Origin of the sequence: Archangium gephyra (assembly GCF_049060025.1) — a bacterium.
Taxonomy (GTDB): domain Bacteria; phylum Myxococcota; class Myxococcia; order Myxococcales; family Myxococcaceae; genus Archangium; species Archangium gephyra_A.
Genome location: NZ_JBMEQQ010000002.1, coordinates 4,586,228 through 4,613,006, shown reverse-complemented (window position 1 = coordinate 4,613,006; position 26,779 = coordinate 4,586,228). Strand labels below are relative to the sequence as shown.

General features: G+C 69.9%; 19 protein-coding genes and 2 pseudogenes. 10 read left to right on the top strand and 11 right to left on the bottom strand.

Features of this window, described 5'->3' with window-relative positions; translation table 11 throughout:
• Positions 1–6: 6 nt before the first annotated feature.
• Positions 7–441, bottom strand: coding sequence for a hypothetical protein (locus ACN28I_RS20070; RefSeq protein WP_420943579.1), 435 nt, complete (start codon positions 439–441; stop codon positions 7–9).
• A 60-nt stretch (positions 442–501) separates the two neighbouring features.
• Entirely contained in the window at positions 502–2,265 is a 1,764-nt protein-coding gene (gene hflX, locus ACN28I_RS20065; RefSeq protein ID WP_420943578.1) for a GTPase HflX, read from the bottom strand.
• Between the two features lie 216 nt (positions 2,266–2,481).
• Between hflX and proB the strand changes: the two genes are divergently transcribed.
• On the top strand, positions 2,482–3,609 hold the full coding sequence (gene proB, locus ACN28I_RS20060; protein ID WP_420943577.1) for a glutamate 5-kinase: 1,128 nt from the start codon (positions 2,482–2,484) through the stop codon (positions 3,607–3,609).
• A 10-nt stretch (positions 3,610–3,619) separates the two neighbouring features.
• Here proB and ACN28I_RS20055 read toward each other — a convergent pair whose 3' ends face one another.
• Complete coding sequence (locus ACN28I_RS20055; RefSeq protein ID WP_420943576.1) at positions 3,620–4,090, bottom strand: hypothetical protein; 471 nt, start codon at positions 4,088–4,090, stop codon at positions 3,620–3,622.
• A gap of 307 nt (positions 4,091–4,397) precedes the next feature.
• Between ACN28I_RS20055 and ACN28I_RS20050 the strand changes: the two genes are divergently transcribed.
• The 4 genes from ACN28I_RS20050 to ACN28I_RS20035 all read left to right on the top strand — a co-directional run bounded on the left by ACN28I_RS20050 (position 4,398) and on the right by ACN28I_RS20035 (position 9,329).
• Complete coding sequence (locus ACN28I_RS20050) at positions 4,398–5,417, top strand: helix-turn-helix transcriptional regulator (RefSeq protein WP_420943575.1); 1,020 nt, start codon at positions 4,398–4,400, stop codon at positions 5,415–5,417.
• A complete protein-coding gene (locus tag ACN28I_RS20045) occupies positions 5,414–6,337 on the top strand; it encodes a helix-turn-helix transcriptional regulator (RefSeq protein WP_420943574.1) in 924 nt (307 codons plus the stop codon). Before ACN28I_RS20050 ends, ACN28I_RS20045 begins: the two co-directional genes overlap by 4 nt.
• Before the next feature lie 7 nt (positions 6,338–6,344).
• Positions 6,345–7,955 carry an FHA domain-containing protein gene (locus ACN28I_RS20040; RefSeq protein WP_420943573.1) on the top strand — a complete coding sequence of 537 codons (1,611 nt, stop codon included), beginning with the start codon at positions 6,345–6,347 and terminating at the stop codon, positions 7,953–7,955.
• Between the two features lie 105 nt (positions 7,956–8,060).
• A complete protein-coding gene (locus ACN28I_RS20035; RefSeq protein WP_420948676.1) occupies positions 8,061–9,329 on the top strand; it encodes a phospholipase D-like domain-containing protein in 1,269 nt (422 codons plus the stop codon).
• A 342-nt stretch (positions 9,330–9,671) separates the two neighbouring features.
• Here the strand turns inward: ACN28I_RS20035 and ACN28I_RS20030 are convergent.
• The 5 genes and pseudogenes from ACN28I_RS20030 to ACN28I_RS20010 form a co-directional block, all read right to left on the bottom strand.
• Positions 9,672–11,876, bottom strand: a pseudogene (locus tag ACN28I_RS20030) (ABC transporter substrate-binding protein); the annotation flags it as partial.
• 705 nt (positions 11,877–12,581) lie between these two features.
• Entirely contained in the window at positions 12,582–13,649 is a 1,068-nt protein-coding gene (locus ACN28I_RS20025) for a M48 family metalloprotease (RefSeq protein WP_420943572.1), read from the bottom strand.
• The gene (locus ACN28I_RS20020; protein ID WP_420943571.1) at positions 13,649–14,233 is read right to left on the bottom strand and encodes an SH3 domain-containing protein; all 585 of its coding nucleotides are present in this window, start codon (positions 14,231–14,233) and stop codon (positions 13,649–13,651) included. Before ACN28I_RS20020 ends, ACN28I_RS20025 begins: the two co-directional genes overlap by 1 nt.
• A 2-nt stretch (positions 14,234–14,235) precedes the next feature.
• Entirely contained in the window at positions 14,236–14,691 is a 456-nt protein-coding gene (locus tag ACN28I_RS20015; protein WP_420943570.1) for an adenylate/guanylate cyclase domain-containing protein, read from the bottom strand.
• A 133-nt stretch (positions 14,692–14,824) separates the two neighbouring features.
• A pseudogene (locus ACN28I_RS20010) lies at positions 14,825–16,489 on the bottom strand (CHASE2 domain-containing protein); the annotation flags it as partial.
• A gap of 313 nt (positions 16,490–16,802) precedes the next feature.
• Between ACN28I_RS20010 and acs the strand changes: the two are divergent.
• Together acs and ACN28I_RS20000 are read left to right on the top strand one after the other, a co-directional pair.
• The gene (gene acs, locus ACN28I_RS20005) at positions 16,803–18,746 is read left to right on the top strand and encodes an acetate--CoA ligase (protein ID WP_420943569.1); all 1,944 of its coding nucleotides are present in this window, start codon (positions 16,803–16,805) and stop codon (positions 18,744–18,746) included.
• 52 nt (positions 18,747–18,798) lie between these two features.
• Complete coding sequence (locus tag ACN28I_RS20000; protein WP_420943568.1) at positions 18,799–18,960, top strand: hypothetical protein; 162 nt, start codon at positions 18,799–18,801, stop codon at positions 18,958–18,960.
• Positions 18,961–18,978: 18 nt separating this feature from the next.
• On the opposite strand, the gene ACN28I_RS19995 is transcribed toward ACN28I_RS20000, so the two are convergent.
• A complete protein-coding gene (locus tag ACN28I_RS19995; RefSeq protein ID WP_420943567.1) occupies positions 18,979–20,043 on the bottom strand; it encodes a DUF2381 family protein in 1,065 nt (354 codons plus the stop codon).
• A 158-nt stretch (positions 20,044–20,201) separates the two neighbouring features.
• Between ACN28I_RS19995 and ACN28I_RS19990 the strand changes: the two genes are divergently transcribed.
• From ACN28I_RS19990 to ACN28I_RS19980, 3 genes are all read left to right on the top strand, one after another.
• Positions 20,202–21,002 carry a DUF2381 family protein gene (locus tag ACN28I_RS19990; protein ID WP_420948675.1) on the top strand — a complete coding sequence of 267 codons (801 nt, stop codon included), beginning with the start codon at positions 20,202–20,204 and terminating at the stop codon, positions 21,000–21,002.
• Complete coding sequence (locus tag ACN28I_RS19985) at positions 20,999–22,858, top strand: serine/threonine protein kinase (RefSeq protein ID WP_420943566.1); 1,860 nt, start codon at positions 20,999–21,001, stop codon at positions 22,856–22,858. Before ACN28I_RS19990 ends, ACN28I_RS19985 begins: the two co-directional genes overlap by 4 nt.
• Before the next feature lie 123 nt (positions 22,859–22,981).
• A complete protein-coding gene (locus tag ACN28I_RS19980) occupies positions 22,982–23,209 on the top strand; it encodes a hypothetical protein (protein WP_420943565.1) in 228 nt (75 codons plus the stop codon).
• 12 nt (positions 23,210–23,221) lie between these two features.
• Here the strand turns inward: ACN28I_RS19980 and ACN28I_RS19975 are convergent, their stop codons facing one another.
• Together ACN28I_RS19975 and ACN28I_RS19970 are read right to left on the bottom strand one after the other, a co-directional pair.
• Entirely contained in the window at positions 23,222–24,577 is a 1,356-nt protein-coding gene (locus ACN28I_RS19975) for a hypothetical protein (RefSeq protein WP_420943564.1), read from the bottom strand.
• The gene (locus ACN28I_RS19970) at positions 24,574–26,679 is read right to left on the bottom strand and encodes a hypothetical protein (protein WP_420943563.1); all 2,106 of its coding nucleotides are present in this window, start codon (positions 26,677–26,679) and stop codon (positions 24,574–24,576) included. The genes ACN28I_RS19975 and ACN28I_RS19970 overlap by 4 nt, the downstream gene beginning before the upstream one ends.
• Positions 26,680–26,779: the final 100 nt, after the last annotated feature.

The following is a 26,779-nucleotide window of genomic DNA, read 5'->3' as shown; positions in this document are numbered from 1 at the left end:
CGGCGCTCAGTACGCGCGGCCGCCCACGCCCTTCACGCGCCACACGGTCTGGCGCTGGGTGGTGGTGTGCGAGATGAGCACGCCATCCTGCTGCATCTGGTGAAGCAGCCGCACCAGCTTGCTGCGGTCCAGGCCGGTGGCCGCCGCGAGGGCGGGAGTCTCCAGGCCCGCCGGGTAGCGGCGCAGCTCATCGACGATGAGCTTCTTGAACTCGGCCTTGACGGCACCATCCATGTCCTGGGCCTTGGAGGCCTGGAGGATGGCGACGGTGATGAGCCCCAGCACCACCACGGCGAGGGCCGGGTAGACGATGTGGCTGTTGCGCTCGAGCAGCTCGAAGTAGTTCGGATCGACCGACGAGGCGGGCTTTTCAGGGCCCGGATCCATGCCGGGGATGGGGAGCTGCGCCAGCAGGGACAGGGAGAGGATGGAGGGCGGCATGAGCAAGGCACCGGGACTGTAGAAGGCCCCGGTGCCCGCCCGCAACCCCTGCCCCGGGGCCTACGCCGCCCCGAGGTTGTGCGTGGGCTCCTCGTCGGCCTGGAGCTCCTCCTCGAGCGGCTCCTCGAGCGGCACCACCGGGACGAACCCGTAGGTGTGCGACGCGTCCTCGGTGACGACGCCGAGGTTGCGCGAGGCGCCCTCGGCGAAGAGGGTGGTGTCCGCCTTGGCCAGGAGGGCGGCCAGGCCCTCGCGGCTCGCGGCGCTGATGGCCACGCCGCCCTGGGTGCGCAGGAGCGAGCCCACCTCTTCCTGGGTGAGCAGGTCCGCCTTGTTCCACACCATGAGGCGCGGCTTCTGCATCAGCTCCAGCGAGTCGAGGATGTTCTCCACGGCTTCCACCTGCTCGTCACGGGACGGATCGCTCGCGTCCACCACGTGCAGCAGCAGGTCCGCGTCGTACAGCTCCTCCAGCGTGGCGCGGAAGGCGGCCACCAGGTCCTTGGGCAGGTCCCGGATGAAACCCACCGTATCGGTGATGATGACCTCGCGCTCCTGGGGGAAGCGCAGCCGGCGGCTGGTGGGGTCCAACGTGGCGAAGAGCTTGTTCTCCGCCAGCACCTCGGAGCCGGTGATGGCGTTGAGGAGTGTGGACTTGCCCGCGTTGGTGTAGCCCACGATGGAGATGACGGGCAGCTCGCGGCGGTTGCGCTGCGCCCTGCGGACCTCTCGCTCGCGGGAGAGCGCGTCGATGCGCTTCTCCAGGTGGTTGATTCTGTCCCTCGCGCGGCGGCGATCGATCTCCAGCTTCGTCTCACCGGGGCCACGCCCGCCGATACCACCGGCCAGACGGCTCAGGGAGGTGTCGCTCTGCACCAGGCGGGGCAGGCGGTACTTGAGCTGGGCCAGCTCGACCTGGAGCTTGCCCTCGGCGCTCTGCGCCCGCTGGGCGAAGATGTCGAGGATGAGCTGGCTGCGGTCGATGACCTTGAGGCTGGTGGCCTCGCTGATGTGGCGGCCCTGCGAGGGGGTGAGGTCCTTGTCGAAGATGAGGACGTCCGCCATGGCCTGCATGGAGCGCAGGTTGAGGTCCTCCAGCTTGCCGCGGCCGATGAGGTAGCGAGGGTCCGCCTCGCGGCGCATCTGCAGCACGCTGTCGATGACTTCGACGCCCGCGGTGCGCGCGAGCTCCTTGAGTTCGGCGAGGCTGGCCTCGGCGTGGGCGCGGTTGCCGTCCAGGCACACGGCCACGAGGATGGCCTTGTCGCGGCCCGAGACGGTGCGCGCGGCGGCCTTGCGGTTGAGCTCCTCCTCGAGGGCCTCGAGGGTGTCGAGCAGGTCCGGCTGGCCGTCGTGGACATCGGGCAGGGTGCTGACCTGCCAGAAGTTGCCGGTGCCGTTCTCGGGAACGAGGTGCGCGTAGTGCAGCACGCCGGGCAGACCGCTGTCGCTCACGCCCACCGCGGCGACCATGTCCAGGCGCAGCAGCGCGAGGTCCGTCAGGTCGTCCTTGGTGAGCGGCTCGCTCTTGAGGTGGGTGTGGACCAGGCGCAGACCACGCAGACGCACCTGACCGGCACGGGCGCGGCCGATGTCCGGCAGCTCCAGCTTGTGGGCGTTGCCCACCACCACGTACTCGATTTCACCCTTCCGATTGAGCAGGACGCCGACCTGGCGGTTGGTTTCCCGGGACAACTCGGTGAGGTGACGGGCGAGCTCAGGGGAGACGATTTCGTGAGGGGAGACGCGGCGGCGGTAGGTGTTGCGCAGCCGGCTCTGCTCGCTTGCCTTGAGTCCGAGGGTGTTTCCGTAGATTTCCTTCAAAAGTGTCCTTCTCCCGCGCGGAGGGGAAGGCGCCCGCGCCACGCCGTCGTCCTGCCCCTTTTCACTTCTAAGAGGATAGGTGCCTTCGTGCCCGGATTCATCTCCGGGGGTGCCGAATGCCCGACCTCATACAACACGCCTCCTCGGCGAGTGCTTCCTGGGGAGGGACGAAGTTCCGGTGTCCCTCCTGACACCGGGATGGCATAGCTTTGGTGCGTGAGCTCCTCCGGACGAGACGCGGTGCGCGCCGCGCGGCGCGTGGTGGTGAAGATCGGAACCAACGCCCTGACGAACGCCACGGGCCGCTTCAACCGGGCCCACTTCGAGGCGTTGGGCGAGGATCTGCTGTGGGCGGCCCAGGGCCGGGAGCTGGTGGTGGTGTCCAGTGGTGCCATCGCCCTCGGCGTCGAGCGGCTGGGGCTGCCCGCGCGTCCCAAGGACATTCCCGGCAAGCAGGCCTGCGCGGCCGTGGGCCAGAGCCGGCTGATGCAGGCCTACGAGGAGGCCTTCGGCAAGGCGGACCGGCGGGTGGCCCAGGTGCTCCTCACCCATGGCGACGTGCAGGACCGGCGGCGCTACCTCAACGTGAAGCACGCGCTGGAGCGCCTCATCGCGGCCAACGTGGTGCCCGTCATCAACGAGAACGACACCGTCTCGGTGGACGAGCTCAAGTTCGGTGACAACGACACCCTGGCGGGCCTGGTGGCGGGCGTGGTGGAGGCCGATGTGCTCATCGTCCTCTCGGACGTGGAGGGCCTCTTCACCGCCGACCCGCGCAAGGACCCCAACGCCCGGTTGCTCCCCCAGGTGGACGCCGTCACCCCCGAGCTGCTCGCCCTGGCCGGAGGCTCCGGCTCGCTGGTGGGCACCGGCGGCATGGCCACCAAGATTCGCGCCGCCGCCCGCGTCACCGAGCTCGGCGTCCGCTGCCTCATCACCTCCGGCGCCGTGCCCGGCCGCCTGCGCTCCGTGCTGTCCGGCGAGCCGGTGGGCACCCTCTTCGAGACCTCCGGCTCCCGGCGCAGCGCCCGCATGGCGTGGATCGCCCACGCGCTCAAGCCCAAGGGCAAGCTGGTGGTGGACTCGGGGGCGCGCGAGGCCGTCGTCGGTGGCAAGCGCAGCCTGCTGCCCTCGGGCATCCGCTCGGTGGAGGGGGACTTCGGCCGGGGAGACCCCGTGGATCTCTCCGACGAGCAGGGGCAGGTGTTCGCCCGCGGGCTCAGCGCCTACGAGCATGGCGAGCTGCGGCGCATCGCGGGGCTCAAGAGCACCGACATCGAGTCCGTGCTCGGCTACCGCTACCTCGACGAGGCCGTGCACCGCGACGACCTGGCGGTGCTGTAGGCGGACGGCTTCAGATGGGACGGCCGGAGCCGCCCACGGCGGGCTCCACGGTCAGGTCCATCAGTGCCCGGAACTCGGGCGAGTCCACCTTCATGAGGAGCAGGGAGACTTCCAGGTCGCCCGGGTAGCGGCCGAGCTGCACCCGGCGCTCCTGGCCGTGCAGCAGCGCCAGCTCCGAGTGCCCCTTGATCTCCGGCAGCATCAGATCCAGCTCCAGGCGGAACGTCTCGCCCTCGGCCGTGGGCGTGAGCACCAGCCGGTAGTCCGGCTCACTCGCGCCCGGCTTGCGCCGCTCGGCGCGCACCGTGCGGCCCGTCTCTCCGAGCAGCTTGGGCTGGGCCACCAGCCGTCCCTCGCGCCGCACCTCCAGCGCGAAGTAGAGCGGCTCGGCCTTCGCCTGGCTGGGCGCTCCGGCGATACAGGCCAGTCCCACCAGCGCCAGCCCGAGCCATGCCTTCTTGATGAGGGTGGAGCGCGTCATGTGGGTCCTCGCAGTGCATGCGGCCGGGCGAGCCCGCCCGATCAGGCATGTACGCCGTCGATTCCAAGGAATATCCCAGTTGCCCGCCGTTCGCGAGCCCGGGTCCCTCGAACGCCTGCCCGCCAACCCAGGTCGGTTCCGCTCACCCATGGACATACCTGAATGTGCGTTCAGCAAAAAGCTGTTCAGTGACAGTTCCTGCGAGTAGATCCACGGCTTCACGGAGCGTGAGCGGGCATCCGTCCGCCGACACGGCTCCCTGCCTTGACCCGGCCTGACGCTTTTGCGCATTGTCGAAAACCTTCCGATGGACCGTACCGAACGCCTCCTCGATCTCGTCGCGCTGTTCCTGGATGCTCGGGAACCAATCTCCTGGGCGGAGCTGCGCGAGCACTTCCCCGCCGACTACATGGGCATTTCCGATGACGCCGCCGAACGCAAGTTCGAGCGCGACAAGGCGGAACTGCTCGAGCTGGGTTTCCCCCTCACCTACATCCAGGGAGACGACGAGCGGAAGGACGGCTACGTCGTCGACCGCGATGCCTACTACCTGCCCGAGGTGGACCTCTCCAAGGAGGAGCTGGCCGTCCTCTACGCCGCGGGCAGCGCCGCGTTGACGTCCGGGGCCTTCCCCGGCCGGGACGATCTGTCGCACGCGCTGCGGAAGATCGGCTTCTTCGCGGGCCATGCGCTGCCCACCCCGCGCGTGCGCATGGAGCTGGGCACGGAGCAGGATGGGCCGCAGCTCGCCGCGCACCTGGAGTCGCTCTGGGAGGCGTGTGCCTCGCACAAGTGGGTGCAGATGTCCTATGGCTCGCCCAAGCGGCCGGACCTCACGGAGCGCAAGGTGGACCCGTACGGCCTGGTGCTGCGCCGGGGCATCTGGACGCTGGTGGGCTACTGCCACCTGCGCCAGGGGGTGCGGACCTTCCACGTGCACCGCATCCGCTCGCTCAAGGCGAACACCGCCCGCCCGCGCACCCCGGACTTCGAGGTGCCCGAGGGCTTCGCCTTCGACCACCACGTCGCCAGCTACCCCTGGCAGCACCGCTTCCACGAGCCCCAGACCGCGCGCCTGCGGCTCACCGGCGAGCTGATGACCCGCGGGGCCTCGCTCTTCCCGGGCGCCTCCGTGGCCCCGGCCGAGGACGGCGAGGGCGTGCTCGTGGAGCTGCCGGTGACGTTCCTGGATGGACTGTTGCGCTTCTGCCTGCAGCTCGGGCCGGAGTGCCGCGTGGAGGCTCCCGAGGATGCCCGGCAGCGGGTGACGGAGATGGCCGCGCGGATTCTCGAGAAGCACGCACCCCGTGAGGAGGTGGCGGCATGAGCGTCCACGAGCGTCTGCGCCGTCTGCTGTTCCTCGTTCCCTTCGTGTCCTCGCGCCCCGGCATCTCCGTGGAGGAGCTGGCGCGCGCCCTCAACGTCAGCCGGGAGCACCTGCTGGAGGACCTGGATCTGCTCACCTGCGTGGGCCGGCCCCCCTTCAACCCGGACGACTACATCGACATCTACGTCGAGAACGACCGCGTCTACGTGGACCTCGACCAGCGCCTGTCCGCGCCGCCGCGGCTGACGGTGGGCGAGGCCTCGGCCCTGGCCGCCTCGGCGGAGCTGCTGCGCCCCGCCGCGGGTGATGCGCTCCGCAGCGCGGTGGAGAAGCTGGAGGGCGTGCTGCCTCCGGGCGCCGGCGAGCGCTTCCGGGAGATGTACCGGAAGATCGACGCCGCGGTGGAGGCCCCGGAGGCGCTGGGGCCGCTCACCCGGGCCATCCACGAGCGGCGCGAGGTGTCCTTCGACTACGCCACCCCGGGCCGGGGCGCCCTCGAGTCGCGCCGGGTGCGGCCGCACGAGCTGCTCAGCCACCGGGGCCAGTGGTACCTCCAGGCGTGGGACCTCAACCGCCAGGACGATCGGCTCTTCCGGGTGGATCGGATGCAGGCCCTGACCGTCACCGACACCCCCTTCCAGCCCCGGGAGGATGCCCGGGCCGAGGTGCCCAACCCGGCCCGGACCAACGCGGCCGTGCGGGTGCGCTTCTCCAAGCTGGTGGCCCCCTATGTCCGGGAGCGCTTCGGCGAGGACGCTCGCCTGCTCGCGGATGGGGGAGTCGAGGTGAGGGTGGCGGGCGACAACGAGCGCTGGTTGACCCAGTGGGTGCTATCGTTCGGCGGCGAGGCCGAGGTGCTCGAGCCCGCTTCGGCCCGTGCGGCCGTGGCCCGTGCGGCGAAGGCCGTGCTAGGAGTCTGAGGTTTTCATGAGCTTTCAGCTGACGATCGCCGAGGGCAAGGAGGCCGGGAAGGAGTTCGAGTTCGAGCAGGACTCGGTTCTCATCGGCCGCGTCAACGAGTGTGACGTCGTCCTGTATGACGCGGGCATCTCCCGCCGCCACTGCCGCATCTTCGCCGAGGGAGGCCAGCACTTCGTCGAGGACCTGGGGAGCTCCAACGGCACGCAGGTGAATGGCAAGCTGGTGAAGGAGAAGCAGGCCCTGGCGGAGGGCGACAAGCTGTCGCTCGGGCCGGTGGTGTTCGTCTTCAGGCCGGTGGCGGGCGACATCGTCACGGACGCGGGCGGCGTCAGCGCAGACAGCACGCGCATCGTGTCCGTGGACACGGTGGCGCGCCAGCGCAACCGCGGCGCGGCCCTGGCCCCCGAGGGGGCCAACGAGGAGGAGCTGGAGGAGGCGCGGCTCAACACCACGCGTCCCATCCAGACGCTGCGCTCCTCCACCCGTCCCGGGACGCAGCCCGCGCTGCCCCCGGGCGGCGTTTCCCCGCGTACCTCCACCCGCTCCAGTGCTCCGGCGGCAGGGCCCGGCGCGCTGGCGCGTGCTCCGGAGTCCGCTCCCGCCGCCTCGCCCCGGCGCCCCACGTCCAACGCGGTAGCGCGTTCGGCTCCGCCGGCCCAGGGCGGGGCACTGTCCGCCGCGGAGCGCGCCCGCATCCGGCGTGAGTCTCCCGGCCTGGTGGCCCAGGCCCGGCTCTTCTGGGCCGATGCGAGCCCCGCCGTGCGCAACGGCATCATCGGCCTGGGCGTGGTGGCCGCGCTGAGCATCGTGGGCGTGGTGTACTGGCTGGTGCTCGGCGGCGAGACGAAGGTGGCGCGGGGCCCCGAGCCCATGGCGATCAGCGGCACGCCCATCGACGACTCGTTCGGTCTGGGCGAGGGCGTCATCTGGGAGAACCCGGGCCAGAAGGTCTTCGAGTGGGAGTACACCGCCGCCACCCGGGCCATGGCCATCGTGCACTTCCAGGCGCAGGGCATCTCCGAGGGCGAGGTGGTGGTGTCGATCAACGGCGTGGACCTGGGCAAGGTGCCCCCGGACACGCTGGCCAGCCAGGATCGCATCCTGGAGATCATGATCCCCTCGCAGCTCCTCAAGAAGGGCGAGGTCAACCGCATCACCTTCGACAACACGAAGAACCCGCCCGGCGAGGACGAGTGGCGCATCTGGAACATCTGGCTGGAGAAGGTGCTCCTGCCGGAGATTCCGCCCGAGCAGCTCGTCGAGGAGGCGCGCAAGTCGTACGCGCGCGCCCGCAAGAACATCGACAACAAGGAAGTGGGAGCCCGCAACCGCTACGAGGCGTGGAAGTCCTTCCGCGAGGCGTGGCTGCTGCTGGAGGCCCACCCCGAGCCCAAGCCGGACCTCTATTACGAGGCGCGCGAGCGCGTGAAGGACACGCAGGCGGAGCTGGACCGCGTCTGCTCCAAGCTGATGCTGGAGGTGGAGGGGTACGTCAACCAGAACAACTGGCAGGCGGCCTCGGCCACGCTGGACCACACGCGTGAGTACTTCCCGGGTGAGTACGACCAGCGCTGCGCCCGCATGGCGGAAATCAAGCGCGCCGACCTGGGGCTGTAGCCGCCGGGGTGTCCAACCGGTGACGCCGGGGTGGCTCGGGAGTTGACCCGGGCGCCGGGCGCACCGGTTGCCGGATGGCCGGGTCATTCCCACCCTTTCCCCACCATGGGCGAGCAGGAGGTGGGGATCGGCACGGAGCTGGAGGCGGAAGATCGGCCTGGGGAGTCACCCAGGCAGGCGGCTGGCTGCCTGCCTGCCCATGAGCCCGTGTGGAGCCCTCATGTGTCCTCCGCGCTGCTCGCCCGGTACTACCTGCCGCGCTCGCACTCGGTGCTCCGGGGCAATGGCTGCCAGCTCCTGCGCGACGGGGTGGAGGCCTACCCGGCGATGCTGACGGCCATCCGGGGGGCCCGCCGCTACATCCACCTCGAGACGTACATGTTCATCTCCGATGCGGTGGGTGAACTGTTCGGCGAGGCGCTGGCGGAGGCGGCCGAGCGGGGCGTGCATGTGCGGGTGCTCTACGACGCGCTGGGCTCCTGGACGAGCCGGCGTGATTTCTTCGAGGCCCTGCGCGCGCGCGGGGTGGACATCCGCCCCTTCAAGCCCCTCACCAGCCTGGGCCGCGGCCTGCGCCACCTGCTGCGGCGAGATCACCGGAAGATATTGGCGGTGGATGGGGACGTGGCCTTCATCGGCGGGGTGAACATCTCCGCCCACTGGGCCCCCGAGGGCGAGGGCGGCGCCTGGCGAGACGACGTGCTGCGCGTGGAAGGGCCGGCGGTGTACGAGCTGGAGCGCCGCTTCGTGGCCACCTGGCGCATGGCCTTCCAGGACCGGTTCCGCTCCTGGCGTGAGGCGCGCCGGCGTCGGAGGGCGGCGGGGTTGCGGCGGAGCGGCGACGTGAGCCTGGCGGTGCTCTCCAGCCGCCGCAGCATCCACCGCGCCTACCTGCATGCCATCTCCCGCGCGCGGCGCAGCGTGCTGGTGGCGGCCGCCTACTTCATTCCGGACCGGAAGCTGGTGGCCGTGCTGCGCGAGGCCGCCCAGCGCGGCGTGGAAGTGAGCCTGCTGCTCAACGCGAAGAGCGATCACCCCTGGCTGGTGCACGCCACGCGCGCCTTCTACGAGAAGCTGCTCACCGCGGGTGTCCGCATCTTCGAGTGGGAGCGCTGCGTGCTCCACGCGAAGACGGCCGTGGTGGACGGGGTGTGGGGCACCATCGGCTCGTTCAACCTCGAGCGGCGCTCGCTCCTCTTCAACCACGAGGTGAATGCCGTCTTCGCGGACCCACGGCTGGGGCGCAGTCTGGAGGAGTCCTTCCGCGGCGACTGCCAGAGTTGCCGCGAGGTGGACCTGGACGAGTTCCGCCGCCGCCCGCTCTGGCAGAAGCTCGTCGAGCGGGTGCTGTACGCCTTCCGCAAGGTGCTCTGAGGCGGGAGTCAGCGCGCTTCTTCGTCCCCCGTCCGGTCCAGCCAGAAGCTCCTCGTAGCGCACCTGCGGAGGCGTCTGGTGCAGCCGCAGCCCCTGCACCCGGCCGCTCGTCGCCGCGTGGACGCGGGGGTGGAAGAGGGGGACGACGGGGCAGTCCTCGTGGGCGAGCTTCTCCGCGCGCCGGTAGAGCTGCTTGCGCCGCTCCGGATCGATGGTGACGCGCGCCTCCGCCGTGAGCTGGTCCAGCTCCTCGTTGCGGTAGCCCAGCACGTACAGCTTCTGCGCCTGCGAGTTGAGCAGGAAGTGGAGGAAGTTGTCCGGGTCCGGGAAGTCGGAGATCCAGTGCAACCGGAAGACGGGCAGCCGCCCCTCGCGCCGCAGGGCCGAGTACTCCTCCGGGCCCTGCTTCACGTGCTCGAGCTCCACCAGGCCCGCCTCCACCAGCGGACGGAAGAGCAGGGCGTCCTCGGCCGAGGTGTCCCGCTCCACCGTCTGGTACAGCGTCATGCGCAACCGCCGCACCCCGGCCTCGCGCAGCAGCCGCTCGGCCAGGTCGAGGTCCAGGCGCGGCTCGGGCAGCAGGCCCCCTTCACCCAGCAGCTCCGGAGGCGTCAGCGTGCTCGCCAGCCGCGCCCCCTTGTAGAAGTGGTCCACCAGCGCCTGGACGTCCAGTCCGGCCCGGAGCGCCTTGCGGACCCGGACATCGCTGTACATCGGGTCGCGCACGTTGAAGCCGAGGAGGGACGTGGACGGCGTGACGCCCGTCGCGATCTGCCAGCCCTCCTGCTCGGGCTCCTTCACCTGGGTGGCATGCAGATAGGAGACGAACTCCACGCCTCCCTTGCGCAGCGCGGCGATGGCCTCCTCGCGTGAGTTCACCAGGTGGAACTCGAGCCGATCCAGCAACGGCTGCCCCTGGCGCCAGTAGGTGGGGTTGCGCTCGAGCACGATGCGCTCCTTCCCGAAGTCCACCTGCCGGAAGGGGCCCGTTCCCACCACCTGATTTCTCGCGTCCAGCCGCGCCACCCCCGTGGAGGACTGCGCCAGCAGTTGGAGGAAGAAGGCCTTGGGCTCCTCCAGCCGGATCTCCAGCGTCTGCTCGTTCAGCACCTCGAGGCCCTTCACCTCGCGCGCCTGGCCCGCGGCGAAGGCTCTGGCGCCCTCCACGTCCTCCAGCAGTCCCCGATCCGGCGATTTCTCGGCGGGGTTCATCAGCCGCTCGAAGTGGCGCTTCACGTCGCGCGCCGTCAGGGGTGTGCCGTCGTGGAAGGTGACGCCCTGGCGCAGGTGGAAGCGGTAGCGGCACGCCGAGGGGTCCGTCTCCCAGCGCTCGGCCAGGTCCGGCACCAGGACACCGTCCTCCAGCCTCAGCAGGTTGGAGAAGACGCAGGCGCACAGCTCGGCGATCTGGATCTCCACGCTGAAGAGGGGATCCAACCGGCCCACCGCGTTGACCATGGACGTCTGGTGGAGGCCCGCGCGCAGCGTGCCGCCCGCCTTCGGCGCCGGGAGCCGGAAGCGGAACACCTCGCCATCCAGGCTGGCCGCCTCGTGCGCCAGTTGCTCCACCGTGCGGCTCAGCCCATCGCCGATGCGGATGACCTGGAGCGCGTCCTCGTGCACCCGTGCCACCTCGTCGCCGATGGCCGCGTCGCCCCGCGTCAGCACGTCGTGCGCCGCGCGGATCTCGTCGATGGCCGTGCTCAGCCGCACCACCGCGGCGGACAGATCCCTGCCCGTGCGCGCCTGGCCCTCGGCCTTGTGCGAGGCCTCCTGCGCCAGCTTCGCCATCTGCTGCGTCTGGTGCACCAGCTCGCGCCCGTGCCCCGCCTGCTCCATGGCCGCCCGCGTCACGTCATCCACGCGCCGCGCCACCCGGTGGCTCGCCTCCACCACCGTGGAGCCCTGCGCCTCCAGCCGCTTCGTCTCGGCCAGCGTGGCCTCCACCGCCGAGAAGGTGCGCTGGGTGATGGTGCGGATCTCCATCAGCGCCTCGGCGGCCCGGTCTCCGAGCTGCACGCCCGCGCTGGCCTGCTCCCGGCCTTCCTTCACCAGCGACACCGTCGTGTCCACCTCGCGGCGGATGCCCCCCACCATGGTGGCGATCTCCCGCGTGGAGCGCGCGGTGCGCTCGGCGAGGCTGCGAATCTCGTCGGCCACCACGCCGAAGGGCCGGCCCTGCTCTCCGGCCTGGGCGGCGATGATGGCCGCGTTGAGCGCCAGCAGGTTCGTCTGGTCCGCGATCTCCTGGATGACGTCCACGATGCGGCCAATCTGTGTGGAGCGCACGCCCAGCGAGTCCACCAGCCCGGCGGCCTTGCGGACCGTCTCCTCCACCCGGTACATGCCCTGGACGCAGTCGTTGACGAGCACCTCGCCGCGCTCGGCGGTGGCCGTCACCGCGTGGGCGAGCTGGTTGGTCTCCGAGGCACGGTGGCGCACCGCATCGATGCCCGTGTGCACCACCTGCACGAAGGCCTCCGCCTCGCTGGCGAAGCGGGCCAGCTCGTCACCCGAGGAGGCGATGTGGTGCAGCCGCTCGCTCATGGACTCCACCTGCTGCGTGGTGCGGTGCGAGAAGTCGTCCAACGCGAGCAAGGCCTCGGCCACCTGCCCGAGCCGCTCGGTCATCTCCACCAGCGAGCCCTTCGTCTCCCGCGTGAAGGTATCGAGCTGCGCCACGCGCTTGCCCGCGGCCTCGAGGCTCTGGCCCATGCTGGCCGTCGACTCGCGTGAGCGCTCCACCGCTCCGCCCTGACGGCGCGCGGCCTCCAGCAACGCCCGCACCTCCTCGGACACGCCCTGGCAGGTGCGGCGCACGTTGCCCGTCATCCGCTGCACCTGGCTGAGCGCGCGGCGCAGGGAGATGAGCAACCGGCGCACCTCGCGCTGGTCCCCGATGCTCTCGTGGGCGGGGTGGGTGAGGTCTCCCTCGGCCAGCATGGAGAGGAAGCGGGTCCGCTCCTGGTCGGGCCGGGCCTCCCCGAGGAACCAGAAGGAGTAGCGCGTCAGCCCCAGCAGCACCGGAGTGCCGATCAGCAGCACGCTCCATCCGGCCGCGTCATGGGGGTGGCCGGTGACGAAGTACAGCAGTCCGCCGAGGGCGAGGGCGAAGGGAAGCCCTCCGAGGACCACGAACGCATAGAGGTTCTTTGGGGGGGGCATGGGGTCGCGAACAGGCTGGCCCCCACGCTATCCCGCTCACGCCAGCGTCCTCAAATGGTGCGGGGAGGGGAGGAGCCAGCCCCTCGTTCAGTCGGTGTGGGCGGCGGTGGCCGGTGTGCCTGCCTGGAGTGCGTCCCGCAGGGGGATGACCCGGGTCTGTGAGAGGTCCACGGAGGTGACGAAGTCGTTGTCCGGAGCGCGCTTGCGCAGCTCCGCCAGATGTGCGCGCAGCAGGCTCTGGCGCTTCTCCTTGCGGGGATGCTCGGTGGACAGCCCCTTGTCCGGCAGCTTCGACAGGAAGGCCACGTACTCCTCGGGCGCATAGCCGGCGGCCGCCATCAACTCCACGGCCTCGGTGTCGGCGGCGTACTCGTCCTGCTCGCCGAAGCCCTTCTCGGTGAGGCGGGCGATGAAGCCGTTGGTGAAGGCCTGGAGGGCCTCCTTGCCCCACTTGTCGATGCTCACCTGGCCGGCGGCCTGCTTGAACAGGCCGCGCAGCTCGCCGGCGGGCAGCAGTTGCCCGAGCCCCCCGACCGCGCGATCGAGCTCCTTCGCCGTGGTGGACGCGGCCTTCGCCAGCGGCTTGGACTTCTCGGCCCTCACCGCGTCCTCGCACTGGTCCACGAGGTAGCGCTGGTACTCCCGCATCGCGTGCTTGCGGGTGATGTGGGAAATCTCATGCGCGAGCACGCCCGCGAGCTGGGCCTCGTTGTCCAGCCGCGCCAGCAGCCCCTCGGACACGAAGACGTAGCCCCCGGGTCCACTCACCGCGTTGATGCCCTCGGACTGGAGCACGCCGAACGTCCAGGGGAGGTCCGGCCGGCTGGATTGGGCCGCGAGGTTCTTGCCAATCTTGTTGAGCTGCACGTGCAGCGCCTGGGCTCGCGGCCGGCGCGTGAGCCCTCCGCCCCGGCTCACCCAGTTGACGCTCACCGCACCACCGAAGGCGCTCTCCTCCTCGAAGGTGATGGCGCGGGCCTTCAGGGTGTCGCAGTCCTTCCGCAGCTCGGCGGCGCGGAGCTCCGCCTCCTCCGCCTCCTTCGCGTACTGCCCCAGCGTGCCACCGGACTGACCCAGGACCTGCCGCACGGCGGTGCAGCCCGGCAGGCCGAGCATCAGGCACGCCACGGCGAGGGGGACGCGGCGCGGGCTCATCACCGGCCCCCCTTCTTCGCCGGACGCGAGGCCGGGGCGGAGCGGCGTGCCACCTCGGGCCGGCCCACCACCTCGGGCAGTCCTCCCGCGCGGGCGTACTCGGACACCTGCGCCGAGTCGATGGAGGCGGCGAGCGACTCGAGCGCGATGAGCTGCTGGACGCTCTCGGGCCGGCTCAGCGTCTTGCCGTACGCGATGGCTCCGGGCCCCAGCGCCTTGACGGCGGCTCCCGAGGAGGCGAAGGCCTCGGGGGACAGCGGCTTGCCCGGGTTCTTGCTGGTGACCTCCATGGAGGGCGGCGAGACGGAGAGATTGGCCTGGTAGATGAAGCCCTGGACGGGGCCCTTCTTGTCCCCCGGCACCATCACCTTGCACCAGGGCGTGTTGCCCTGCCGGCCCTCGTACGTCACCGCCTTGCCGGGTTGCAGCACCACGAGCGTGTCCGCGGTGGGGCTGTTCGAGGCCTTCAGGTGGGTGTTCTTCGCCTTGATGTACAGCGTGCCGCCGGGCGTCACGGCCAGGGCGGTAGCGCTGGTGGCCACGCACACCAGGGCCAGCAGCGTGGGAAGTCTCTCGAGGCTCACGGTCACTTCTCCAGGCTCACCACTCCGTCGAAGGGGAGGGCGGGGGGATTCAACGCGTAACGCTCACACCGCGCAAGGAGGGCCCGGCCGGGACCCTCCTCAGGGTCCGCCGCGAGCGCCTCCTTCAGCACGCGCGCGGCCTCCTCGAAACGGGCCTCGCGGTAGAGCGCGAGGGCCCGGTGGTAGCGCTCCACGGTGGCGCGCTTCGCCGCGGGCAGCTCTCCGGCGCGCGCCAGCAACTCGTACACCGTCACCACCTCTTCCTTGCCCGCCACCCGCACCCGGTCCAGCTCCCGCGCCTCGATGTGCTCGCGCGCCATGGCGTAGGTGCGCGGGCCGATCATGATGGTGGTGTCGTAGGCCTTGTTGGCGCCCTCCAGCCGGGCGGCCAGGTTCATTCCATCCCCGATGGCGGTGTAGTCGAGCAGGTGCTCGCTGCCGAAGTTGCCCACGAACATCTCCGCCGAGTTGAGGCCGATGCGGGTGTAGACGTCCGGCAGGCCCTCCTTCTGGAAGCTCGGCGCGCAGGGCCTCCACCTCGTCGCGCACGGCGAGCGCCGCGTGGCAGGCGAGCACCGCGTGGTCCGGCATGTTGAGCGGCGCGCCGAAGAGGCACACCACCGCGTCGCCGATGTACTTGTCCAGGCAGGCCCCGTGCCGCATCAGCACCGAGCTGACCCGGGTGAGGTAGCGGTTGAGCAGGGCCGCCAGCGCCTTGGGGTCATCCTTGAAGCGCTCGCTGAAGGAGGAGAAGCCGCGGATGTCGGAGAAGAAGGCGGTGATCTCCCGCGTCTCGCCCTCCAGCGAGGGCACCTTCTGCTGCTCCACGAGCTGATCCACCAGCGTCTTGTCCAGGAAGCGGTTGAAGGCCAGACGCAGCCGCTCGCGCTCGCGGTTGGCGAACACGTGGTTGAAGGCCACCGCGGACAGCGCGGCGAGCTTCCCCGCGTAGACGGGCATGGCGTTGAGCAGGTGCACCCGGCCGTGCTCGAGGAAGAGGCCGGTGACGAGGAAGAAGCCGAAGAAGAGCAGCAGCGGCCAGGCGAGCTCCAGCATGGGCACGCGCACCAGCGTGATGAGCGCCACGGAGAAGAGCGCCACGCAGAAGGTGAGCAGCAGCGAGGCCCAGAAGGGCGCCTGGGTGATGAAGCCGCCGGACAGGAGCGCCTCCAGCATCACCGCGTGTTTGACGAGCCCGGGGGCGTCGCTCTGGAAGGGCGTGGACTTCACGTCGCTGGTGCCCACCGAGAGCCCGCCCACCAGCACCACCTTGCCGCGGAAGGTGCCCTCGGGGATGACGGGCACGTAGGGCGTGCCCTTGCGCTGGTGCTCCTGGCGGCGTGCCCAGTCCTCCAGCACCGCGTACACGCTCAGCGCCTCGAAACGGTCCTTCCACGTGCCGCCGAAGTCCAGCTCGGCGCTGCCGTCCGGGTTGATGGGCAGCTCGCGGGCGCCGAGCTTCAGCTTGCCCGGCGTCAGCTCGACCCGCTCCGCGCCGAGGATGTCCGCCACCGCGGCCAGCGACAGCGTGGCGTAGGTGTTGGCCCCGTCCGAGTAGGCGAAGCGGGTGCGGCGCAGGCGCCCGTCCTCGTCCTCCTCCTGCAGGACGAGCCCGAAGCCCGGCGTGGAGCGCACCAGGGCGGGCAGGGGAGGCACCGGGTGGCGCATGAGCCGTGCGCCCGTGTCGCCCGGCTTCTGCTCCAGCGAGGGCAGCCGCAGGCCGGGGGGGTGCACGGGGAAGGCGAGCGCCCGGGCCACCTCTTCCGGCTTCAGGGGTGGAGGGCCCTCCGTCTCGGCGAACTCGGTGAAGTCCCCGGTGGAGTCCTCGCTGCCGGCGGCGAGGCGGACGTCCGGCGTGGGCGGCGCGGGCCGGTGGGCTAGCCGGTTGACGGGCTCCACCCGGGGCAGGGCGGGCTGGCCCGCGTTGATGCTGAAGCCGAGCGTGAGGGGTATTCCGCGCTCCTCCAGCACCTGCGCGAGGGCCAGGTCATTGCTCTCATCGGTGCCGCGCTCGTCCATCACGCCGTCGAACACGATGGCGCGGGCGCCCTCGTCCACGAGGTGCTCGAAGACGCGCGCCCACAGGTTGCGCGAGTAGGGATAGACGCCGTAGTTGCGCACGTACGTCTCGTTGTCCCGGATGCCCTGCAGAGTCTTGTCGTCGATGCCGACGATGACCACGTCCTTCGAGCGCGGGTGGCCCCGGGTGAAGAAGGTGAGCCCCTGGTCATAGGCGCCGAGCTCGGCGTCGCTCATCCGCAGCAGATCGTATTTCTGACAGAGCGCCGCGCCCGCGGTGGCGAGCACGGCCACGAGCAGGATGAACTTCCAGCTATGGCGCAGCCGCAGGGCGTAGACGTGGAGGAAGGGCTTCACGGGTGGGCTCGAAGGGGCCGGCTCGTCATGTAGCCGACATGTTACGGAAGGTAACGGTCCGTTTCCGCGCGTGACGTCTCGACGCGGTGCGTCCAGTACACAAGCCACCGGAAGCACGAGATTTCCGGGTAGGCATAGCGCTTGCGTTGTAGGACTCCAACCTGAACCCGTTCCATCCCCTGGGGGAGACACCATGTTCGTTGCGCCCAAGGAGCCCATCACCGCGCGCGCGCGCGTGAAGAGCCTGGAGGAGTACCACCGCCTCTACAAGCAGAGCCTGGAGGATCCCGCCGGCTTCTGGGGCGAGCAGGCGAAGCGGCTCGAGTGGTTCCACCCGCCGTCCAACGTGCTCGACACGGACATGGAGGAGGTGGACTTCTCCTGGTACGGCGGGGGCCGGCTCAACGCCTGTCACAACGCGGTGGACCGGCACCTGCACACCCAGCCGGACAAGACGGCGATCATCTGGGCGGGCAATGAGCCCGGGCAGTACCAGCGGATCAGCTTCCGCGAGCTCAAGCACAACGTGGCCCGCGTGGCCAACGTGCTCAAGGCGCACGGGGTGAAGAAGGGGGACCGCGTCTGCATCTACATGCCCATGACGCCCGCGGTGGCCTACACCATGCTGGCGTGCGCGCGCATCGGCGCGGTGCACTCGGTGGTGTTCGCCGGCTTCTCCGCCGAGTCCCTGAGAGACCGCATCCTCGACTCGGGGGCGCGCATCGTCATCACCGCCAACGAGGCGCCGCGCGGCCCCAAGGCCGTGGCCCTCAAGTCCATTGTGGACCAGGCGCTCGAGGGCCTCACCCAGGTGGAGACGGTGCTCGTCAGCCGCCGCACCCCGAAGCCCGTGTCCATGAAGGCCGGCCGCGACAAGGTGCTCGAGGAGGAGATGGAGAAGCACCGCTCCACCTGCCCCGTGGAGTGGATGTCCAGCGAGGATCCGCTCTTCATCCTCTACACCTCGGGCAGCACCGGGAAGCCCAAGGGCGTGCTGCACACCACGGCGGGTTATCTCGTCTACGCGGCGATGACGCACGAGTACGTCTTCGACATCCGCCCGGAGGACGTCTTCTTCTGCAGCGCGGACGTGGGGTGGATCACCGGCCACAGCTATCTGATTTATGGCCCGCTGGTGAACGGCGTGACGACGGTCATGTTCGAGTCCACGCCGATGTACCCGGACGCGAGCCGGATGTGGCAGGTGGTGGATGACGTGAAGGCGACCATCCTCTACACGTCGCCCACGGCGCTGCGCGCGCTCATCCGCGAGGGAGACGAGTGGGTGAAGAAGTCCTCGCGCAAGAGCCTGCGGATTCTCGGCAGCGTGGGCGAGCCCATCAACCCCGAGGTGTGGCGCTGGTACCACGACGTGGTGGGAGAGGGCCGCTGCGACGTGGTGGACACGTGGTGGCAGACGGAGACGGGCGGCATCCTCATCACGCCGCTTCCGGGAGCCACGCCGGCGAAGCCGGGCAGCGCGACCCTGCCGTTCTTCGGCATCGAGCCGGTGCTGGTGGACGAGAAGGGCGCGGTCATCGAGGGCAATGGCGTCTCGGGCAACCTGTGCCTGAAGCGTCCGTGGCCGGGCCAGGCGCGCACCATCTGGGGAGACCACCGGCGCTTCCGCGAGACGTACTTCTCCACCTACCCGGGCATGTACTTCACGGGCGACGGCTGCCGCCGCGACGAGGACGGCTACTACTGGATTACGGGACGCGTGGATGACGTGCTCAACGTGTCGGGACACCGGCTGGGCACGGCGGAGATCGAGAGCGCGCTGGTGGCGCACGAGGCGGTGGCCGAGGCCGCCGTGGTGGGCTTTCCGCACGACATCAAGGGCACGGGCATCTGCGCCTACGTGACGGTGAAGCCGGGAGACATGGGCTCCGAGCAGTTGGTGGGCGCGCTGAAGGAGCAGGTGCGCCGCATCATCGGGCCGCTGGCCACGCCGGACCGCATCCGCGTGGTGAGTGGCCTGCCGAAGACGCGCTCGGGGAAGATCATGCGCCGCATCCTGCGCAAGGTGGCCGAGGGCCAGACGGACAGCCTCGGCGACACCTCCACGCTGGCCGAGCCGCAGGTGGTGGACGAGATCCTCCAGCTCGAGCAGAGCGAGACCTCGAAGGGGCGCTGAGGCGCGGGGGTATTCTTCTGGACTGGCCACCCATGGAGGGGTGGCCAGGACCATGAGGAATCCCCATGAAGCTGTGCTTCGAGGTGGCTGCACGCGGCACCACGAGCGGCAGCTACTGGAGCTGTTCTGCGAGGTCTCTCCCGAGGAGCGCTCAAGACCATTCGATTCCATTGAGGAAGCGATTGCCGCGTTCGATGCCGAGTTCGGCAACTGATCGTTAGACGAGGCTCTCCTACCGGGCGGGAGTGCTCTGCCCGGGTGCCTCGAACGTCATGCCCTCCACGCGAATCCGGCGCGGGCCGCCGTCCTTCTCGAGCACCTCCAACACGAAACGCTCGGTGCCGGAACTCGGCGTGTCCATGACGAAGCTCATCAACCCCACCGTGCCGAACTCCAATCCCTCCTCGGGCACCTCCACCTTCACGGCACGCAGGCGCACCGCCTCGCCCGTGGCCTCCCTCCTCAGCGCGTACTCGCCCGGCCGCCAGCGCCGCTCGGGGTCCATGTCGAGGACCCAGATGAGCACCACCGTTTGTGAATGCATCTGGTAGGCGATGCTGTTGCCCATCATGCCCACCTTGCCTCCGCCTCCGTTCTTGCCATTGACGGTGAAGCGGCCCAGGGACTCCCGCCGGTGCAGCCAGGAGGGCAACTTTCCGCACTCGTGTGGCACCGGCTCGCAGCGGAAGCGCGACTCCTGGGCGCCCTCGGGACCCACCCGTGGCCCCTCCCGCGGCTCCTCGGGAAAGCACCTCATCTGTCCCCGGCTCAGCTCGTGGTGCTCGTACGCCACGGCGAAGTCCGCCAGCGTCTCCGCGAGTTGCGCCGCGCTCTCCTCCGTCGTCGGCGGAGGCCGCCGGTACACCCGCACGTTCAGGTCCGTGCGCAGCTCGCCCCGCACCAGCGTCAGCTCCAGCCGCGTTCCGTCCTCATAGGCCACCGACAGGGGCAGGCGCTCGCCCGGCTTCAGGTCCCCCACCACATCGAGCAGCAGCAGGTTGCCGTCCTGCTGCTTCATCCGGATGCGCTCGCCGGCTCCCTCCAGCGTGCTCCGCTCCAGATCGACCCGCCCATCCATCAACTCCACCACCGAGAGGAATCTCCGCGTCACGCGCACCTCCCGCTCGGAGGCGGAGGGCCCCTCGTGCAGCCTCAGCTCGCGAGCCTCGGGCTCCCAGCCCTCGGGCAGCGAGCTGCTCCGGGCCGAGGCCACTCCCGCGGCCAGCGGAAGGACCAGCAACAACAGGTGGAGGAGGGGGCGGGCGGCGACGGCTATCTCGCGAGTAGGATGGTTCATCATATCTCCTGGGTTGGTTTCCACATACCGCAGGGGATTCCGGAAGTCACGTTTACGGACAGGACCGCCGAAGTGGACTGAAGCTTGCCCGCCCGGCGCCGCCCCGGTTAGCTTGGGCCGTCTCACGGTGAAGGGTCCGCTTGCGCTCCGTCTCCTGGGTGGCTCTCCTCGGGCCGCTCCTCTTGTCGTCCTTGTCAGCCGCCGCTCGGGAGCGGCCCGTCGAGCGCGTGTCCCGGAAGCGCACCGTTCACGCCTCCGCGGCTCCCGGCGGGGCGCTCCCCGAGGTGTCCGTCGCGGGCGGCAGCGCCACCGTCATCACCACTGGAGTCCCGCTCGGTCCCGGTGGCCCGGTGCTCCAGGACGAGCGCGGGCGCGTCCGGCTCGTCCCGGTGGATGGGACTTCCTTCATCGTCCTGCCCTCCGCTGACCTCGGGGAGGGGGATCGCCCGGTGCTCACCGTGCCGCTGCTGCCGGGCGATTCCCTCCAGCTCGCGCTCGTCACCCGCCGCGGCGAGGTGGATGGAGAGGTGCGGCTCGTCCGCCTCCAGGCGCCCGCTGCTGGCCAGGAGGGCGTGGCTGACGTGGCCCGCATCCTCCAGGCCGCACCGGCGGCACAGGTCGGACTGGCCCGGCCGAAACATTGGGTGACGCTGCGAGAAGTGATTCAGGCGAAGGTCGACTCGGTCCTCCGGATTGGCCCGCACGTCTTCATCACGCTGTCCACGCTGCCAGGCTGGAAGAGCAAGCCGTCTGCGGGGGACTGGGAGCGGCTCCAGCTCCGGGCGTCCCTGGGGAATGGCTCCTTTTTGGTGCTGCCCCTGCTCCATGTTCCACCGACCTCCCCGGGAGAGGCCGCTTCCCGGCACACCGTGGTGGCCACCCCTCCCGGAGGGACCTCGCACCTGTTGCTGTCGGTGGAAGGCTCGGCTCTCCCGGAAGCCGTTCTCGCGCTGCCATGAACAAGGCCCTGCATCCCAACCAGTTGCGCTCGGGACACAGCGTGCGGGAGTACCTCGTGGTGCGCCGTCTGGGCGTCGGTGGCTTCTCCCTCCTCTTCCTGGTGGAGCACGAAGGCAACCCGTACGTCATGAAGATGGCGTCGCAGCCGGCCTCGGATGCGGACGAGGATCGCGTCGATGGCTGGATGCGCCGGGAAGCGGTCTCGCTGGAGCACCTTTCACATCCCAACCTGCTGCCCGTGCACGAGATGGGGAGATGGCCGGACCCCCGGACGGGTTACTCCTTCTTCGTCACGGACCATGTTCCAGGTGCCACCTTCCACGACTGGCGCTGGAACAAGCGGGCCACGCCCCTCCAGTGGGTGGGCGTGCTGATCGAAATCCTGCGCGCCCTGGAGGCGATGCACGAGCGCGGGGTGTGCCACCGCGACCTCAAGGCCGACAACATCCTGGTGCGCGAGGGCGATGACTGGCCCTTTCTCATCGACCTGGGGGCCGTCCACCTGCCGTGCGCGCGCCCGCTGACGGAGGGGCTGGCCCCGGGCACGCTCTATTGCCAGCCTCCCGAGGCTGTCCGCTTCCTGTTGGGGAAGGAGGTCCTCGAGAAGGGCTCGCGTTTCGAGGCCCGGCCCACGGCGGACCTGTACGCCATCGGTATCCTCGTCTACGAGGCCCTCACGGGTCTGCGCCCCTTCGACCCGGCGCTACCGCTGGAGCAGCTACTGGTGGCCATTCTCACCGTCTCGCCCGCCGAGCCCCGGCAGCACGCTCCCGAGGTCCCCGCTTCCCTCTCCGCGCTCGCCATGCGGCTGCTGGCCAAGGAGCCCGCGCAGCGCCCCGCGAGCGTCCGGGCCGTGCGCGAGGAGCTGGAGCGGCTGCGGACGGAGGAGGGGCATCTGGCGTCCTGGCGGGTGCCGTCGGTCCCGCTCTCCGAGCGCGGGAGCACTCCGGCTCCGGAGGCCACGCAACCGGAGTCGGGCCTCCCTGGGGCGTCCGAGGACTCCGCGAGCGCGGGCCGTGCGAGGCGCTGGCCGGTGGTTCTCGTGGAGTGGGCCTTCGTGCTGGGGCTGCTCGGGTTAGGTTGGTGGCTGCTTCACTTGCACCCTCACGTGGAGTCCACCGCGCCGGCCCCGCTGGCGCTCTCCGAGCAAGGAGCACCGCCCGTGCCGTCTTCCCAGAACAGCCAGGACCCTTCCGTCACCGCTCCGTCGAGCGAGGCCTCTTCGCGCTGGTGCGCCACGATGCGCGCCGTGTGGGGGGCGGCGCTCGTGCAGCTCGCCGGATGCGCCACCACGCCCGATGTGCGTCCGTACTCGGCTGGTTTCCTCGCGCGGTGCTCACCCGAGGCCCGCGCCACTCCGCTCGAGCTGGGCTTCACGCCTGAATACCTCTATCCCACCTATATGACGTCAGGCACTCCGGCCTCATCGGCCTATCCTCGCGAGGAGGGTGGACCCCTCAACGTCAAGCCCGGGCCTGTCACGGCCATCATGGTGCCGTTCAATGATGACCGGGAGTTCAACCTGGAAGGCGAGGCGAAGGTCACGCCGATGCGTGTCTACATCCGATTCAACCGCATCCAACGCCCTGACGGCTCGTGGTTGCCGATCTGCGGAGCCGCCGTCAGCTCGATGGAGCGGGTGTACGGTATTCCGACGTATGAGGGATACGCGGCGACCGGGGCTCCGTTGGATCAGGTGGACCGGAGCGAGGGCAGCGTCATCATCAACATGCCCCGCTTCGAGACCGCCATCGAGCCGCCCGAGGGGGAGCCTCGGCCCGACGTGCCTCAGCCGGACCCCAACGAGCCCCCGGAACTCCACATCCTGAACCCGCCGAAGCGCCAGCGCTACTGAGCCCGGCTCACGCCCCACCTCGGCTTCACTCGTTGACGTCAATGAGCATCACACCTCTGGTTGCATCACTCGTTGACGTCAACGAGTGCGGGGTCCGGGGCGGACCCCGTTCTCGAGATGGACATGGAAGAGAAGATCACGACCAAGGAAGCCTACGCGGCGATGTACGCCTACCTGAAGATGCTCTACGACATGACAGGCTCGGACGACCTGGGCGTTTTCCTGGGCAGCATGTCGCTGCTCGAAGACGGCACGCCATCGGATCCCGGTGTCTGGGACGACTGGCTGGAGGCCGTAGAACAGGCAAGGCTCGGTCAAGTCGATCTGTCGCTGGCAATCCCCGATGAGTGAGGCCCTGCCGATTCACTCGGAGGGCGGCGGCTCGGGAGCGCGGTGGCGCTCGGCCTCGCGGAAGAGCTGCGTGAGGGAGAAGTCCAGCAGGGACTGGCGGGAGCGCAGGTAGTGCCAGGCGCGGATGAAGGGCAACCAGACGCGCTCACCGACGAGCACCTGGTTCTCCATGAGCTTGTCGCGCGGTATCCACTGGCCATCCAGGTGGTGCACCAGCACCTGGCCCAGGTAGGCGCCCACGGCGCGCATCACGTGCGTGTCGAGCGCCTCGCGCAGGCGGGTGCCGGGGACGTCCTCGCGCCAGAAGAAGAAGTCGATGTCGGTGAGCGACTCGGGGGGGGCCTGCATGACGGAGGGCACCTCGATGTGCAGCATGGCCACGAGGTGCTCGGCGAGGAGGCTGTAGCGCTCGAGGACGCGCTGGGGGTCGGCCACGTCCGAGGGGAGGGCGGCGCTGGCGGGCAGCCACTGCCTGCGCTCGGGGGGCTGCCAGGCGTTGAGCTCGGCGATCTTGCGTGGGCGCTCGTGGCTGGAGACGTGGTCCACGACTCGCGAGAAGAGTGAGGCGGCCTCCGGGTGGAAGTGGGGCTGCACCGGGGCGAGGGCGGCGCTGCGCTCGCGCAGGCCGTGGAGCACGGTGTCGAAATCGAGGTCCGGCCGGAGGTGGACGTGAGCGCGGGCCTGGGCGAGGCGGGCCGCGTCACTGGCGAAGTCCGCGGCGGTGGGCCACGTCACCAGGAGGATGGAGCCGTTGGGCAGCTCCTCCACCCGGTGCGCGGGCGTGGAGAGCATGCGCTCGCGGCCGACGCTCTCCACCAGCTCGGGGCCGAAGACGTTGAGCCACCACACCGCGTAGATCTTGTCGAAGCCGTCCCTTCGTGAGGTTTTCTCATCGCGGCCGAAGTAGGGGGCACCCGACAATGCCCTGTCATCAGAACTGTGAGCCGAGGCGTGGGAGACGGGGTAGCGGGAAGCCCAGGCGCGCACCATCTCCACGAAGTGCTGGCAGCGCTCGGCTTCCGCGAAGAAGGAAAGCGGCTTCACATAGCCAAAGAATCTCAGGAGAGAAGGCTGGAGCCAGAGACTGAGTACCAGGTCCAACGCGGGCCATTGGGTCCGATAGAGGCCGATGGTTTTGACTCTGTCGTCGTGCTCCTCTTCCAGGGCCTTGCAGATGGCGGCACGGGAGTATTTGCGGTGCCGCTTGCCTTTGACGACCTCCGGCATCCACCCGCCCGCGTACTGTTCGAGCGCTTGGAGAAAGGGCTCCAATTCACGCTGCCGTGCCGCCTGGTCGTCGAAGGCACCATCGAACTCGAGCCAGAGTTTGTCTTCCGGCTTCGACTTGTGAACACTCAGGGTTTTCATTGGAACATCACCTCCACCCCTGGGACCTGATTCTGGGCTTCTTTCACGGCCTGTTCCAACGCGTCTACGTCCTTGGGCTTGAGTGGACCACCCTCGTAGATGAGGCGGACCCGCTGCACCTTCACGCGCAGCTTGAGCCCGGGACGGACGATGTCCAACGTCTCACCGTAGTACGCCAAGGCTTCCCTCGCATCCGCCTTCATCCGTGCTTGTATGGACCCTAAATCCATTCCCGAGAAGTCGCGGCTCTTGAAGCTGACGGTCTCCACGCGAGGAGCCTGTGCGGCGGGCGGCTTCTGCTCGATGACGAGCACATCCGCGAAACGCAGGCCGCTCTCGGGCTTGCGCACGCCCACGTAGGTCTCGACACGCGGGGAGTCGAAGTCCTGGAGGAGCTGGCGCTGCGCCCGGGGAAGGGCCGCCTCGTCGCGCAGCAGTTGCGCCCTGCCGCGCTCGAACCTTACCCCCCGTAGGAGCAACTCACGCATCCGCTGGTAGCCGTCCCACTTGAGGGGCGGCTCGAGCTGCCCGCCTTTCTTCAACTGACTGCCCTGCCGCAAGTCGGCCAGGCGCCCCTTGCCGTACTGGAGGTACTCGCCCCAGAGCGCGTGCTCCGTGGCGCCGACCGGCGGCGCCTTCTCCAGGGCCACCAGTTGTTTCTCCAGCACCGCCACGTCCCGGGACAGGCGCGGGCCTGGGATGTCGAGCTCCAGCTCCAGGATTTTGGAGTCCAGGACCTCGCGGGAGAGCCCCGCCGCCTCGTCCGCGAGTGAGGCCACGCCGCCCGGACTCGTCCCCGCCCCGCCCCGCCTCCCGGGGGCACCGGGCCGCTCGGACTTCGCCTGGGACAACCAGGCCTGGGCCCTGGGCACGTTGCCCCGGGCCTCGTGGAGGGCCAGCGCCCCGGCTTCCCCGCCGTCGATGACGAGCAGGGCCGCCTCGGGGTCCGCCCGCAGGTAGCGGGCCACCTCTTGCAGTCCTTCGCCTCCAAGCTGCTCCCGCAGGCGCTGCGCCGTGGCCCTCAGTTCCTCCAGGCGCGGCGCCAGGGTCTGGACTCGTCCCTGGGAGAGGGCGCGCACGCCCTTGCCTCCCGCGTACAGGGCCACCATGAGCACGGCGGGGGTCAGTTCGCGCGCGGCCTGCTCGTACTGGCCCTGCGTCAGGGAGTAGGCGCCGTGGCCCACCCCGGCCGTCAGGGCGTAGAAGCCCAGCGGCACGCCGAACGTCAGCTCGTCCAGAACCCCCAGCGCCACGTTGCCCGGCTCCAGGGCCTGCCTGGCCAGCGCGTCTTCCACTTCATCCAGCGCGCGCCGGTAGGACGGAGGCAACTGCGCCTTGCGTGCGCCGTACTCCAGCCCCCCTCCCAGTTGGAAGAGCGGGGCTGAGGAGAGCATCTCCCCCATTCCCTCCCCCGCGCCCCGCAGCGCATCGCCCGGGCGCTCGGGCCGGTCCGCGTAGTCCGAGAAGGGGAGGCCCCGCTGCCGCAGGTGCTCGCGGACCGCGGCCATCTGCCCCAGTGTCTGCCCCAGCCGCTTGTCGAGGGCGAGCTGGCGCAGCACCTGCCTCACATCGTCGTCGAAAGCGGAGTGGACGACGAAGAGGGCGAACACCTCGGCGAGCGCGGGGCCGTACTCACGGGTGGTGGCGACGAGGAAGGAGGCGCGCTTGCGGTTGAGGATTCCGGTGGCCTCGGGAAGCACGGGCCCCAGGGCGCCGAGCCGCACGGCGCTCCAGTCATCCAACCGCTCCACCAGCCGGACCATGTCCACCCCGCGCTGCAACTGGACGAAGGCCGCGGGCGAGGTGCACGAGAGGAAAGGGGCGAGCAGTTCCTCGGCGTCGCTGGAGGACTGGCCGGGCCATCCCGGGGGAGGCGTTCCGCATCCATCCAGCGGAGGCGTATCCTGGCGGTACCCGGCTTGCGCGCTGGCACGGCCAGCCGGCTGGGGTGGCCCGGAGGTATAGGGGAACGAGGCAGGGGCGCGTCCAGCGGTGCACCCTCCCGGAAGCACCAGGACCGCCAAGGCCAGAAGGAGCGCGCCGCCCCTGTCCTTCGTGATGAGGGCCCTCCCCTCGAGGGGCGTGCGATTCTTCTCCGTCATGCGGGGCGCTCCGTTGGAATCACAACCGCCCCAGAGGATAGGCCGAGCGTTCGCCTACCACTCAGGGGAGCTGCTGCCCTTCACCGCTCGTGACTCTTGG

What these genes read in the sequence shown, in the direction of transcription:
- ACN28I_RS19970 (WP_420943563.1), bottom strand. Translation starts at nt 26,679, where the DNA reads ATGACGGAGAAGAATCGCACGCCCCTCGAGGGGAGGGCCCTCATCACG.
- ACN28I_RS19995 (WP_420943567.1), bottom strand. Translation starts at nt 20,043, where the DNA reads ATGAACCATCCTACTCGCGAGATAGCCGTCGCCGCCCGCCCCCTCCTC.
- ACN28I_RS19985 (WP_420943566.1), top strand. Translation starts at nt 20,999, where the DNA reads ATGAACAAGGCCCTGCATCCCAACCAGTTGCGCTCGGGACACAGCGTG.
- ACN28I_RS19980 (WP_420943565.1), top strand. Translation starts at nt 22,982, where the DNA reads ATGGAAGAGAAGATCACGACCAAGGAAGCCTACGCGGCGATGTACGCC.
- ACN28I_RS20070 (WP_420943579.1), bottom strand. Translation starts at nt 441, where the DNA reads ATGCCGCCCTCCATCCTCTCCCTGTCCCTGCTGGCGCAGCTCCCCATC.
- ACN28I_RS20015 (WP_420943570.1), bottom strand. Translation starts at nt 14,691, where the DNA reads ATGTTCGTGGGCAACTTCGGCAGCGAGCACCTGCTCGACTACACCGCC.
- ACN28I_RS20050 (WP_420943575.1), top strand. Translation starts at nt 4,398, where the DNA reads ATGGACCGTACCGAACGCCTCCTCGATCTCGTCGCGCTGTTCCTGGAT.
- ACN28I_RS20055 (WP_420943576.1), bottom strand. Translation starts at nt 4,090, where the DNA reads ATGACGCGCTCCACCCTCATCAAGAAGGCATGGCTCGGGCTGGCGCTG.
- ACN28I_RS20025 (WP_420943572.1), bottom strand. Translation starts at nt 13,649, where the DNA reads ATGAGCCCGCGCCGCGTCCCCCTCGCCGTGGCGTGCCTGATGCTCGGC.
- ACN28I_RS20035 (WP_420948676.1), top strand. Translation starts at nt 8,061, where the DNA reads ATGGGCGAGCAGGAGGTGGGGATCGGCACGGAGCTGGAGGCGGAAGAT.
- acs (WP_420943569.1), top strand. Translation starts at nt 16,803, where the DNA reads ATGTTCGTTGCGCCCAAGGAGCCCATCACCGCGCGCGCGCGCGTGAAG.
- ACN28I_RS20045 (WP_420943574.1), top strand. Translation starts at nt 5,414, where the DNA reads ATGAGCGTCCACGAGCGTCTGCGCCGTCTGCTGTTCCTCGTTCCCTTC.
- ACN28I_RS19975 (WP_420943564.1), bottom strand. Translation starts at nt 24,577, where the DNA reads ATGAAAACCCTGAGTGTTCACAAGTCGAAGCCGGAAGACAAACTCTGG.
- ACN28I_RS20040 (WP_420943573.1), top strand. Translation starts at nt 6,345, where the DNA reads ATGAGCTTTCAGCTGACGATCGCCGAGGGCAAGGAGGCCGGGAAGGAG.
- ACN28I_RS20000 (WP_420943568.1), top strand. Translation starts at nt 18,799, where the DNA reads ATGAGGAATCCCCATGAAGCTGTGCTTCGAGGTGGCTGCACGCGGCAC.